11 protein-coding genes are annotated in these 11573 nt (G+C 64.0%); 6 read left to right on the top strand and 5 right to left on the bottom strand.

The annotated features are described in order from the left end of the window. Positions 1-741 (top strand): amino acid ABC transporter ATP-binding protein, encoded by a 741-nt coding sequence (locus AAFG13_RS05170; protein WP_029083902.1) that lies wholly within the window; start codon positions 1-3, stop codon positions 739-741. Positions 742-851: 110 nt separating this feature from the next. On the opposite strand, the gene AAFG13_RS05165 is transcribed toward AAFG13_RS05170, so the two are convergent. The 4 genes from AAFG13_RS05165 to AAFG13_RS05150 all read right to left on the bottom strand — a co-directional run bounded on the left by AAFG13_RS05165 (position 852) and on the right by AAFG13_RS05150 (position 5481). Further along, a complete protein-coding gene (locus tag AAFG13_RS05165; RefSeq protein WP_212314543.1) occupies positions 852-1886 on the bottom strand; it encodes a cysteine synthase A in 1035 nt (344 codons plus the stop codon). A gap of 232 nt (positions 1887-2118) precedes the next feature. Continuing rightward, complete coding sequence (locus tag AAFG13_RS05160; RefSeq protein WP_342711328.1) at positions 2119-3357, bottom strand: cyclopropane-fatty-acyl-phospholipid synthase family protein; 1239 nt, start codon at positions 3355-3357, stop codon at positions 2119-2121. After that, a complete protein-coding gene (locus tag AAFG13_RS05155) occupies positions 3347-4150 on the bottom strand; it encodes a DUF1365 family protein (RefSeq protein ID WP_342711327.1) in 804 nt (267 codons plus the stop codon). The genes AAFG13_RS05160 and AAFG13_RS05155 overlap by 11 nt, the downstream gene beginning before the upstream one ends. After that, a complete protein-coding gene (locus tag AAFG13_RS05150; RefSeq protein WP_342711326.1) occupies positions 4147-5481 on the bottom strand; it encodes an FAD-dependent oxidoreductase in 1335 nt (444 codons plus the stop codon). The genes AAFG13_RS05155 and AAFG13_RS05150 overlap by 4 nt, the downstream gene beginning before the upstream one ends. A 144-nt stretch (positions 5482-5625) precedes the next feature. Between AAFG13_RS05150 and AAFG13_RS05145 the strand changes: the two genes are divergently transcribed. Genes AAFG13_RS05145 through AAFG13_RS05135 form a run of 3 tightly spaced genes read left to right on the top strand, consistent with a single transcriptional unit; the run spans position 5626 to position 7806 of the window. Next, positions 5626-6321 carry a sigma-70 family RNA polymerase sigma factor gene (locus AAFG13_RS05145; protein WP_342711325.1) on the top strand — a complete coding sequence of 232 codons (696 nt, stop codon included), beginning with the start codon at positions 5626-5628 and terminating at the stop codon, positions 6319-6321. Next, entirely contained in the window at positions 6318-6968 is a 651-nt protein-coding gene (locus AAFG13_RS05140) for a ChrR family anti-sigma-E factor (RefSeq protein WP_342711324.1), read from the top strand. Before AAFG13_RS05145 ends, AAFG13_RS05140 begins: the two co-directional genes overlap by 4 nt. Positions 6969-6990: 22 nt before the next feature. Continuing rightward, positions 6991-7806, top strand: a complete 816-nt coding sequence (locus AAFG13_RS05135; RefSeq protein ID WP_342711323.1) for a DUF1295 domain-containing protein — start codon at positions 6991-6993, stop codon at positions 7804-7806. Here AAFG13_RS05135 and AAFG13_RS05130 read toward each other — a convergent pair. Then, positions 7795-8418: a DUF2177 family protein gene (locus tag AAFG13_RS05130; RefSeq protein ID WP_342711322.1), complete on the bottom strand. Its 624-nt coding sequence runs from the start codon at positions 8416-8418 to the stop codon at positions 7795-7797. The two genes, AAFG13_RS05135 and AAFG13_RS05130, sit on opposite strands and share 12 nt — an antisense overlap. A 249-nt stretch (positions 8419-8667) precedes the next feature. On the opposite strand from AAFG13_RS05130, the gene AAFG13_RS05125 reads away from it, so the two are divergent. Both AAFG13_RS05125 and AAFG13_RS05120 read left to right on the top strand, forming a co-directional pair. Beyond that, positions 8668-10101 (top strand): efflux transporter outer membrane subunit, encoded by a 1434-nt coding sequence (locus AAFG13_RS05125; RefSeq protein WP_249132480.1) that lies wholly within the window; start codon positions 8668-8670, stop codon positions 10099-10101. Continuing rightward, on the top strand, positions 10091-11542 hold the full coding sequence (locus AAFG13_RS05120) for an efflux RND transporter periplasmic adaptor subunit (RefSeq protein WP_342711321.1): 1452 nt from the start codon (positions 10091-10093) through the stop codon (positions 11540-11542). Before AAFG13_RS05125 ends, AAFG13_RS05120 begins: the two co-directional genes overlap by 11 nt. Positions 11543-11573: the final 31 nt, after the last annotated feature.

Raw genomic sequence — 11573 nt, 5'->3', positions numbered from 1 at the left:
ATGTCCACAACCCCGATCGTCAACATTTCCACGCTCAACAAATGGTACGGCGACTTCCACGTGTTGCGCGACATCAACCTTGAGGTCGGCAAGGGTGAGCGCATCGTGATCTGCGGCCCGTCCGGCTCGGGCAAGTCGACCCTGATCCGCTGCATCAACGCGTTGGAGGAATTCCAGGAGGGCGAGATCGTGGTCGACGGCATCGAGCTCGGCCCGAACCTGCGCCGGGTCGACGAGGTGCGGCGCGAGGTCGGCATGGTGTTCCAGAGCTTCAACCTGTTCCCGCATCTCACTGTGCTCGACAATTGCACGCTGGCGCCGATCTGGGTGCGCAACATCCCGAAGAAGGATGCCGAGGCGGCCGCGATGAAGTTCCTCGAGCGGGTCAAGATCCCGCATCAGGCCAATAAGTTTCCCGGCCAGATGTCGGGCGGTCAGCAGCAGCGCGTCGCGATCGCCCGCGCACTGACCATGAACCCGAAGGTGATGCTGTTCGACGAGCCGACCTCGGCGCTCGACCCGGAAATGGTCAAGGAGGTGCTCGACACCATGGTCGATCTCGCGAGGGAAGGCATGACCATGCTGGTCGTGACCCACGAGATGGGCTTTGCCCGCGAGGTCGCCAACCGCGTCGTGTTCATGGACGCCGGCCAGATCATCGAGTCGAACACGCCGCAGGAATTCTTCGCCAACCCGCAGCATGCGCGGTCGAAGCTGTTCCTGAGCCAGATATTGCGGTGATTTCCGCTGTCATTGCGAGCGGAGCGAAGCAATCCAATCATCCGCATCGGAAGCATGGATTGCTTCGTCGCAATAGCTCCTCGCAATGACGTCTGCGGGGACGTCGTTCGTCAGACGAACGGCAGCTCGATCTTGCTCCGCTTTTCCAGCCATTCCGGGACCGGCAGGTTCTTCGAACGCATGAAGGCCGGGTTGAACAGCTTGGACTGATAGCGGTTGCCGGAGTCGCAGAGAATGGTGACGATGGTCTTGCCGGGGCCGAGCTGCTTGGCGAGCTGGATCGCGCCTGCGATGTTGACGCCGGTCGAACCGCCGAGGCACAGGCCTTCGTGCTCCAGCAGCTCGTAGATGATGGTTACGGCTTCCTCGTCGGAGACCAGGAACGCGTCGTCGACGTTCGCGGTCTCGATCACCGGCGTCTTGCGTCCGAGCCCGATGCCTTCGGTGATCGAGTCGCCCGGCGTCGACTTGACCTGGCCGTTCTTGAACAGCTCGTACATCGCGAAGCCGTGCGGATCGGCACAAGCGGTGACGATGTCCTTGTTCCTTTCCTTCAAATAGCGGCTGATACCGGCGAGCGTGCCGCCGGTGCCGACCGAGCAGATGAAGCCATCCACCTTGCCGTTGGTCTGCTGCCAGATCTCCGGTCCGGTCGAATCGTAGTGCGCCTTGGGATTGTCGAGGTTGTTCCACTGGTCGGCGAACAGCACGCCGTTCGGTTCGGTCTTGCGCAGCTGCTCGGCGAGACGCCTGCCGAGATGCTGATAGTTGTTCGGATTGGAGTAGGGCAGCGCCGGCGCCTCGACGAGCTCGGCCCCGCACAGCCGCAGCATGTCCTTCTTTTCCTGGCTCTGGGTCTCCGGAATGACGATCAGGGTGCGGTAGCCTCGCGCGCTGGCCACGACCGCAAGTCCGATGCCGGTATTGCCCGCGGTCGATTCGACCACGAGCCCGCCGGGCTTCAGATCGCCGCGCTTTTCGGCCTCCAGGATCATCCCCTTGCCGGCGCGATCCTTCACCGACTGGCCGGGATTCATGAATTCGGCCTTGCCGAGAATGGTGCAGCCGGTCAGTTCGGATGCGCGTTTCAGCTTGATGAGGGGGGTGTTGCCGATCGCTTCAATGACGTCTTTGTTGAATGCCATGTCGGGGTAATCTTTTGCCGGTCCGTGTTTTGCTCTGGCCGGAAACTAGTGTGCCGATGGCAAAAGGGGAAGGCTTTTGCAGTGCGGCGAATTTCGCGTGGCGGTCTGCGTTAACCAGTTGGCCGTGCGGGGGATGACACAGCCGGAAAGATCGTTTTGAAAATGCGCTGCGATCCGGCCAAATCTTGCTGCAAATCGGCGCGCTGCGTCAGATTCGCGCGACACGGTTCGTTCAAGACGGTCGCTCGATCTTGTACAGCCCCACATTGAGAGCGCCGATTTCAAAGCCGAGCCTGCAATAGGCCTGATAATACTCCCACATCCGCTTGAAGCGGATATCGAAGCCGAGGGCTTCGATCGATGGCCACGCGTCGACGAACCGGTCGCGCCAATCGGCCAGCGTGCGTGCATAGCTGGCGGCGAAGAACTCGGTCGAAACCAGCCGAAGTCCGGAATTGTCGACCAGTCGTTCGACGATCTCGACGGTCGGCAACATTCCGCCCGGAAATACGTATCGCTGGATGAATTCCGGCCGCCTGCGATAGCTCTCGAAGCGACCTTGGTCGATCGTGATCACCTGCAGCACCGCGATGCCGCCGATATCGAGCCGTTGCCGCAGATTGTCGAAAAACAACGGCCAGTACGCCTCGCCGACTGCCTCCAGCATCTCGATCGAGACGACGCGATCATAGGTGCCCTTGGTGTCGCGATAGTCCTCGAGCCGCAGACTTGCCCGGTCGGCGAGACCCTGCTCGGCGAGTTGCTCGCATGCGTAGCCAAGCTGTTCAGTCGATAGTGTCAGGCCGGTGACGTGACAGACATTCCGTTCGACAAGACGCTGTGCCAGCGCGCCCCAGCCGCAGCCGATCTCGAGAACCTTCTCGCCGCCGTTGAGATCGAGCAGTTCGGTCACCCGATCGAGCTTGTTCTGCTGCGCCTGCGCGAGCGTCTGGTGTGGCGAGGTGTAGATCGCCGATGAATAGGTCATGCTCGGATCGAGCCAGAGGCGGTAGAAATCATTGCCGAGATCGTAATGGGCGCGAATGTTGCGCCGGCTGCCGCGCCTGGTATTGCGATTGAGCAGGGCGTGACGAAGCCAGTTGAGAGGCTGCGGCGGCCTCAGCCGCTCGAACGAGGGGGCGCGTGCCGAACGCGGTGCAGCCGCGCTGAGGAACGAGTAGATGTCGGGCGTCGACCATTCACCGGCAAGGAAGCCCTCAGCAAAACCCAGGTCACCGCCGATCAGCAGCCGCAGCAGGCATTTCCAACTATGGATCCTGATATGCGCCTGCTCTTCGCCGCGCATCCCGGAAATCGCGACGCCGCGCCCACTCGGCGTCTGGAGCAGGATTTCGCCGCAGTCGATACGGCGGAACAGCCGCCGCAGCAGCGTCCCGACAGTCGCCCGCAGCACCGGCGGCCATTCGACGGGACGCGGGCAGGCGACGGTCTGCGGGTGGTCAGAGTGCATGCGAGTCAATCCGATGCTGGGGCGATGGGGGCACGGTCGTGATCGTGGAAGAGGAGCGTTGCGGGCGCCCGCGTAACCGCAAGCCCTTCAACCAGAGCCGCAACGCTTCCCAATGAATCGCAAGGATCACCTTGATCGTGACCAGCGGAATGGCGATGAAGTTGTGCAACAGCGCTTGATCGCTGAGCTCGTGGCGTGTCGCGGTCAGGCAGGCGCCGAGCACCGTTTCTCCACCCGCACTCGCGCTGATACCGAGCGCAAAATGCTTGTCTGGTTGGTTCAGCCGGAAGTGATAGGACATGTCCATGTTCAGGAAGGGAGACACGTAGAAGGCCTTGTCGCAGTCATGCCGGATGGTGCCAGTATCGGCCGCGACCGAGGCCACATAGGCGTGGCGTTCGCCGAACGTGTTGTGAACCTGATAGATGACCGCGGCGAGCTGTCCGTCGTGTCGGTGGCAGAAATAGATGCTGAGCGGATTGAAGTTGTAGCCGAGGGTTCTAGGCATGCAGAAGAGCCGGATCGGCCCTCCGGCGATGTCGATCCCTGCCTGCATCAGGCAACGTTCGGCCTGCAGGCGCAGTGGCGTCGCGCTACCGTCGCCGTGATCGGCATCGTGAAGTGCAAACAGGTTGAATCTGTTGCGGGAGAACAGCCGCAAACGGGAAGCGAGCAGGGTCATCTCGTCGAGATCGAGCAGCAGCCAGAACGCACGATAGCTGAAGCGGTGCGTGGTGGGCCGCAGCCGCCGATGCATGACGCTGCCGCGATAGAGGCAGGAGCTGAGCGTCATGGTTGCAGCTCCGGTTCGGGCAACGACCTCGCGCTTGCGGCGAGCGCGATGCGTCCGGATTCGTCTGATACGGTCCACGGCCGCCGCGCGCCTCTAAGCTGTTCGGCGACCGCAAGCCCGGATTGCAGCCCGTCTTCGTGGAAGCCGGCGCCAAAATGCGCGCCGCAGAACCATGTGTTTTTCTGGCCTTGCAGCGACCATAGCCGGCGCTGTGCGACGATCGCGGCGGCATCGAAGATCGGATGCTCGTACACCTCCGTGTGATGCAGCGTTTCGCTGTGTGGCGGATGCGCTGGATTGAGCGTGACGAAGAGCGGCAAATGCTGGGGAATGCCCTGGAGCCGGTTCATCCAATAGGTGACGCCGACCGGCGCGGCGGCCTTGTCGCGCGAGCCGACATAATTCCAGCTCGACCAGGCCGGTCGGCGCCGCGGCATGAATCTGGGATCGGAGTGGAGCACGGCCAGGTTGCGGCTATAGCGGAACGCGCCGAGCAGTTCGGCTTCATCGGGCGTCGGATCGTCGATCGTCGACAATGCCTGATTTGCGTGCGTTGCCAGCACGACGTGATCGTACGGCTGTGTTTCACCGTGGACATCCGTGACCATGACGCGGCCGGACGATCGGCGTATCCGGACCACGCCGCAGTCGAGCCTGATCCGGTCCGCGAACGGCTGGATCAGCCGCTGCACATAGACCTGACTGCCACCGATCACGGTTTCCCATGGCGGCCGCCGCGTCAATTGGAGCAGCCCGTGATTGTGGTGGAAGCGAATGAATGTCGCCGCGGGAAAGGCGAGAATTTCATCCGGGGGTGCCGACCAGATAGCGCTTGCCATCGGTAGCAGGTGGTCGTCGCGGAACGCTGAGCTATAACCACCTTGCGCGAGATAATCGCCGAGGCTGATCGTCTCGTCGTTCAGCCGTGCCGCGTCGCGTGTCGCGCGATCGTAGAACCGGACGACGTCGCGCAGCATCGACCAGAAGCGCAGGCGCAGGAGGTTGCCGGGCTGCACCAGCAGACCCGCGAGGCCGGTCCCGGAATATTCCAGATTGCCGCGGTCGAGCGAAACCGACAGCGACATCTCCGACGCTTGCGTGGCGACGTCGAGATGCCGGAACAGCGCAGAGAGATTAGGGTAGGTACTCCGGTTGAACACGATGAAGCCGGTATCCACGGCAACGCGCTCGTGACCGATGGACGCTATCACGGTGTTGGAATGCCCGCCGATCCGATCGGACTTCTCGTAGACCGTCACGTCGTGCCGCTGGCTGAGCAGCCAGGCGGCCGAGAGGCCGGAAATGCCGGTTCCGACTACGGCTATGTTCAATCGGCCGTCGCTGCTCAACTACGATCCCTCAGTGGCACGATGCGCCGGCCGATTGTGCGGTCGGCGTCATGGAACGAAACGACGGATATTGCGGGTTGGATCACCGGCAGTGATCCAACCGCGGCCGGGTGGCGTTGCTGATGCATGCAAGCCGCCGCTCGACATGTTTCCGGGGTCATCGGTCTGGTCAGGCCCGGCGCGATCCGGTACTGCGGTCGCAGAGCCGTCAGTGATAGGGAGTGCCCGCGCGGCATGCTGAGTGAAACTCCCGACAATGAGACGTCGGATGCCGCCAGATGGGCCCGGCTGATCGAAGCCGTTGCTGTCCGCAGGGATCGCGAGGCCTTCGCGGCGTTGTTTCGGGATTTTGCGCCGCGCATCAAGACGTTCATGCAGCGCTCCGGTGCGGGCGAGCAGCTTGCCGACGAACTGGCGCAGGAGGCCTTGTTCGCCGTGTGGTCGAAGGCCAGCCTGTTCGATCCCGGCAGCGCCGGTGCCGCAGCCTGGATCTTTACGATTGCGCGAAACTTGCGCATCGACGCGCTCCGTCGTCAGAAACGAACCCCCACGAGCGATACGTCCGAGACGGAACTCGAGTTTCAGCGCGATGAGGGGCCGTTGCCCGACGCCGGGGTGGCGGCGTCTGAAATCGAGGCGCGGGTCCGCGATGCGCTGTCTGTGCTGCCGGAAGAGCAGATGCGGGTCATCGAGCTATCTTTCTTTCACGAAACCGCCCATGCGGAGATCGCAAGGGCGCTCGATATCCCGCTCGGCACCGTCAAATCGCGCTTGCGGCTGGCGATGGCCCGGCTGCGCAGCTTGCTGGATGACTTCTCATGACCGTGCATCATCATCCCCCGGACGAGCTGTTGGCGATGTTCGCAGCCGGCACGGCCGACCTTGGCCAGCAAATTGGCATTGCCACCCATCTGGTCGGCTGTGCGAAGTGCCGTGCGGTGGTGCGCGCGATGGAGCATGTCGGCGGCGCGATGCTGACTGGATTGCCGCCGACCGCGATGTCGGACGGAGCGCTCGAGGCGATGGAGCGCAGGCTGGACGAGACGTCGCTGACCTCCATCCCGGAGCGGCGCCGGGGGCACGCATTCCGCGACGTACCGGGTTTGCCGGACTTTCTGGACAGCTATCCCGATAGTCCGTGGAGATGGATCGCACCGAAGGTGCATTTGCGGCCGATCCGGTTGCCCGAGCCGAGCGCGACACGCGTCTTTCTCCTGAAATCCAGCCCGGGAACGAGGATGATCGAACATACCCACACCGGGTTTGAAATGACCTGCGTGCTGTCAGGAAGCTTCGTCCACGCCGGCGGCCATTTCGGGCCAGGAGATTTCGACTTTGGTGACGGGTCGGTGGATCATGACGTCAGGATCAACTCGACCGAAGACTGCATCTGCCTGGTCGCAATGCAGGGAGATTTGAAGCTCAACGGAATGATCGGCCGTTTGCTGCAGCCGTTGATCCGCATGTGACGGTCGCCGTGGGAGATGCTCCGTGAGCCTGCTCCAGCTGATATCTCAACTCGCTGTCATGGCCCTTGCGCTGTCCACGGTCATGGCGGCCGCCTGGCAGATCCAGCGACGGACCGGAGCCACCGGATGGATCGATGTCTGCTGGACATTCGGCGCCGGCTTGGTTGCTTGCATAGCCAGCCTCGTACCGGTCCCGGAAGGGGGCGTGCCGACCGCGCGGCAGATCATGGTCATGCTGCTGGTCGCGATCTGGTCGCTGCGGCTCGGAAGTCATCTTCTGTCGCGGACCTGGAAAGCCGGCGATGATCCGCGCTATCGCGACCTGATCGATCAATGGGGCGACACGGCCGACAGGCGGATGTTCCTGCAGCTCCAGGCCCAGGCGGCGGTTGGGCTCATCCTGACGATATCCGTTGCGCTCGCGGCGCATAACCCGCGACCCGCACTTGGACTTGCGGACTTGTTCGGCGCGGTGCTGCTGCTGACTGGCCTGATCGGGGAGGCCTTGTCCGACGCGCAGCTCAGTAAGTTCCGCTCGAATCGCGCCAATCGACATCGGATTTGCGAGGCGGGATTATGGAAGTGGTCGCGCCATCCGAACTATTTCTTCGAGTGGCTTTGCTGGCTGGCGTATCCGTTGATCGCGATCGACGCATCGTATCCGCTCGGCTGGATCACGCTGCTGGCGCCGGTCTGCATGTATTGGGTTCTGGTCCATGTGTCCGGCGTGCCGCCGCTCGAACAGCACATGCTGCGCTCGCGCGGCCAGCAATTTCGTGACGTACAGGCGCGAACCCGGCCGTTCTTTCCATTTCCGAAGCCGACTTCAGGCAGCTAGCCTTGCAGTAATGAGGCAGGCCGCCGTGGCCGACATGGCGCCAAGCAGCGTTCCCCAGGTCATATCGAGCAGTGTGAGCTGGAAGGTCCAGTTCCGCACGGTCGCCTGGTTGGTCAAATCATACGTCATGTAACTGAAGAAGCCGAAGAGCGCGCCGCTGAGCGCTGCCTGGGCCAGGCTTTCGGACCTTATGGCCGGGAGCACCGCGAACACCACGAGCCCGATCGGGTAGATCAGATAGAAGGCGATTGCCGGAGGCAGGTTGACCTCCGTCGACAAGATGTCGCCGAGTGTCGGGCGATACAATCGGGTCGCCATCGTCCCAAGCCAGGCCATGTCGCAGAGCAAGAAGACGATCAGTGTCGACAGGTAGGCGTAGAGGTAGGTCATGTCGGGGCCCGAAGGTTGAACGCCACTGTCGCAAGGCGCAGCTCTCAATGGGGTAACGACAGATCGAGGCGTCTGGATCATCCGGCGCCGGTTGGGGACGGCAAGCTGCGGATTCGGAGCAACAGGGCCGAGAAATCCCCATGAAATCTTCGTAAGAAAGATGACTTCCGGCACCGGTCTGAAGCGCGCGGAAATGCCGTAAAAATAGGGAAAAGTCGGCATTCCGGGTAGCCACGAATCGCTTGCGATGCGACGTCGCACAATCGTGACAGGGCTGTCCGCCCTATCGTCCCAAGGGTAGGATGGGACAGCCAGGTTCCATTGGAAGCATTACCCCGTGCACGTCACCCAGACCATTGCTGACTGCGTCATTCGTCCGCCACGGGCGAAGTCTGGCTTTGGCGGAGAATGGGTGTGACCCAGCCCGCGTCCGTGATGGCGCCTGGAGGCCGGTTCGGCCTCGCCGTCCGCATGCGACGGCTGGCGGGACGATCGCTTGTCGCGCTCGGCCTGGTCGTGGGCTCAGCCGGCTGCATCCTGACCCAGGACATCCCCGATCCCGCGCTCGACGTGCCGCAGGGCTACAAGGCCGCGCGTCTGGGCCGGCCGGGCGACGCGCTTCCGACGCTCGCCTGGTGGCGAGGCTTCCGCTCCAGGGAGCTGACGCAGCTGATGGAGGAGGCGCAGACCGTCAACCTCGACATCGCTGCGGCTGTGGCGCGCTTCCGGCAGGCCGACGCGCTGGCGCGGCAGGCGGGCGCGGCGCTGCTGCCGACCGTCAATCTCAACGGGTCTGAAACCTATTCACGCACCTCCGGCTCCAGCGCCAGCGGCCTGACCAATGGCGGGCGCGAGGTGGTGAACTACAGCGCCTCGCTGAGCGCGAGCTACCAGCTCGACTTCTGGGGCCAGAATCGCGACGCCGCGCAGGCGGCGGAGGAGACCGCCGTCGCCAACCGGTTCGACCGCGAGGTGGTGGCGCTGACCACGCTGGCGAGCGTCGCTAACACCTATTTCACGGTGCTCGCCGCCCAGGACCGGCTGCGCACCGCACAGCGCAATATCGCCAGCGCCGAGCGTATCCTCAATGCGATCCGGGAACGCTTCAAGGCCGGCACCGGCTCCGATCTCGACGTCGCGCAGCAGGAGAGCGTGCTGGCCAACCAGCGCGCGCTGGTGCCGCCGCTGCGGCAGACGCTCGACCAGAACATCAACGCGCTCGCGGTGCTGGTGTCGCGGCCGCCGGAGAGCGTGCGCCTCGCCGGCGGCTCGCTCAATTCAGTCGCGATTCCGCGCGTCACGCCGGGCCTGCCCTCCGAATTGCTCACCCAGCGTCCCGATATCCGCAGGCAGGAGGCGCAGCTCGCATCCGCCACCGCCAATGTCGGCAGCGCGCGGGCACAGTTCTTCCCGAGCATCCAGCTGACCGGGACGGGCGGCTACCAGAGCCAGGCGCTGGTCTCGCTGTTCCAGCCGCATGCGGCCTTCTTCAACCTGGTTGGCGGCATGACCCAGCCGATCTTCGATGGCGGCCGGATCCTCGGCAATTTCGAGAACGCGAAGGCGCGGCAGGATGAGCTGCTGCAGACCTATCGCAAGACGGTCGTGCAATCGTTCACCGATGTCGACAACGCGCTGGTCGCGATCCGCGAGACCACGCGGCGGCTGCAGCTGCAGCGCGACGTGCTGTCGTCGTCGCGGCGCGCCTTCGACCTGGCCGAGCAGCAGCTCAAGGCCGGCACCGCCGATATCGTAACTGTGCTAAACACGCAGCTGACCCTGTTCCAGGCGGAAGACGCTTATTCCCAGGCCCAGCTGGCCCGGCTATTGGCGATCGTGAGCCTGTATCAGGCCTTGGGGGGCGGCTGGGAACCGAAGATGGAAAGACCGGTCGATGCTCTTTAAGCCCGACTCGAGGGACGACGAGAAAAGCTCAGCCCCACGCAAGCGGAGCCTGGTCTCGCGCGTGCTTGGGCGCATGGTGTCGCTGCTCATCACGCTCGTGATCCTCGGCGGGCTCGGCTATCTCGGCTGGCTTGCTTTCCAGCCCAAGCAAAATGGAGGCGGCGGGCGCGGCGCGGGCGCGCGGCCCGATCTGCCGGTGCCGGTGCTCGCGGCCACGCCGCAGGTACGGGACGTGCCGGTCTATCTCGATGGCGTTGGCTCGGTGAAGGCGCTCAACACCGTCACGGTACGCTCGCAGGTCGACGGCAAGCTGCTCAAGGTGAACTTCGTCGAGGGCCAGGACGTCAAGAAGGACGACGTGCTCGGCGAGATCGATTCTGCGATCTATCAGGCGCAGTACGACCAGGCCGTCGCCAAGAAGGCGCAGGACGTCGCGCTGCTCACCAACCAGAAGCTCGACCTTACCCGCTATGAGCAGCTGGCCGCCAGCAATGCCGGCTCCAAGCAGCAGGCTGACACGCAGCGTGCGCTGGTGGCGCAGCAGGAGGCGCTGATCAAGGCCGACCAGGCCGCGATCGACAATACGGGCGCGACCCTAAGCTACACCAAGATCGTCGCGCCGATCTCCGGCCGCGCCGGCCTGCGCCAGGTCGACCAGGGCAACATCATCCACGCCTCCGACACCACCGGGCTCGTAATCCTGACCCAGCTGCAGCCGATCGCGGTGTGGTTCAGCCTGCCGCAGCAGCAGATCATGCGGGTCAACGCCGCGGCCGCAAAGGGCCAGCTTGCGGTCGACGTGTTCGGTAATGACGGCGTCACCGTGATCGATACGGGCAAGCTGACCGGCATCGACAACCAGGTCGATCCGACCACCGGCACATTGAAGCTGAAGGCCGAACTGCCGAATGCCAGCTACCAGCTCTGGCCGGGGCAGTTCGTCAATGTGCGGCTCAAGGTCGAGACCCTGCCGCAGGCGATCGTGGTGCCGACCTCGGCGGTGCAGCGCGGTCCCGCCGGCACGTTCAGTTACGTCATCGGCGAGGACAGCACTGTCACCGCCAAGCCGGTCACGGTCACGCAGCAGAACGAGCATGAAGCCGTCATCGCCACCGGCCTGACCACGTCGGACCGCGTCGTGACGACGGGCTTTGCCAATCTCGCTGAAGGCTCCAAGGTCGTGGTCGGCAAGGACGACGGGCCGCCGGCCGCCGATCTTGCGCCGCGCAAGCGCGGCCGTACTCCGGACGGCAAGCGCGGGGCGCAAGGCGAGGGCCAGAGCAAGGATCAGGGCAAGGACGCCAAGCAGGACGGGCAGGGCGGCGAGCATCGCGGCCGGCGCGACCACAGCGAGGGCGATCAGAAGGGGCAGACCGGACCGGCGCCCGCGCCGGCTGCAGGGGGCGAACAGTCGGGCGGCGCGCCGAAGGCGCAGCCATGACCGACATCCCGACCTCGTAATGTCCGACCTA

The sequence above is a fragment of the Bradyrhizobium sp. B124 genome (assembly GCF_038967635.1).
Classification (GTDB): domain Bacteria; phylum Pseudomonadota; class Alphaproteobacteria; order Rhizobiales; family Xanthobacteraceae; genus Bradyrhizobium.
Note: the sequence above shows the minus strand (reverse complement) of the source record. Positions and strands in the feature narration are given on the sequence as shown.

Coding starts and splice junctions, on each gene's coding strand:
- AAFG13_RS05170 (WP_029083902.1), top strand. CDS start 1: ATGTCCACAACCCCGATCGTCAACATTTCCACGCTCAACAAATGGTAC.
- AAFG13_RS05165 (WP_212314543.1), bottom strand. CDS start 1,886: ATGGCATTCAACAAAGACGTCATTGAAGCGATCGGCAACACCCCCCTC.
- AAFG13_RS05160 (WP_342711328.1), bottom strand. CDS start 3,357: ATGCACTCTGACCACCCGCAGACCGTCGCCTGCCCGCGTCCCGTCGAA.
- AAFG13_RS05155 (WP_342711327.1), bottom strand. CDS start 4,150: ATGACGCTCAGCTCCTGCCTCTATCGCGGCAGCGTCATGCATCGGCGG.
- AAFG13_RS05145 (WP_342711325.1), top strand. CDS start 5,626: ATGCAAGCCGCCGCTCGACATGTTTCCGGGGTCATCGGTCTGGTCAGG.
- AAFG13_RS05140 (WP_342711324.1), top strand. CDS start 6,318: ATGACCGTGCATCATCATCCCCCGGACGAGCTGTTGGCGATGTTCGCA.
- AAFG13_RS05130 (WP_342711322.1), bottom strand. CDS start 8,418: ATGCCGACTTTTCCCTATTTTTACGGCATTTCCGCGCGCTTCAGACCG.
- AAFG13_RS05125 (WP_249132480.1), top strand. CDS start 8,668: ATGCGACGGCTGGCGGGACGATCGCTTGTCGCGCTCGGCCTGGTCGTG.
- AAFG13_RS05120 (WP_342711321.1), top strand. CDS start 10,091: ATGCTCTTTAAGCCCGACTCGAGGGACGACGAGAAAAGCTCAGCCCCA.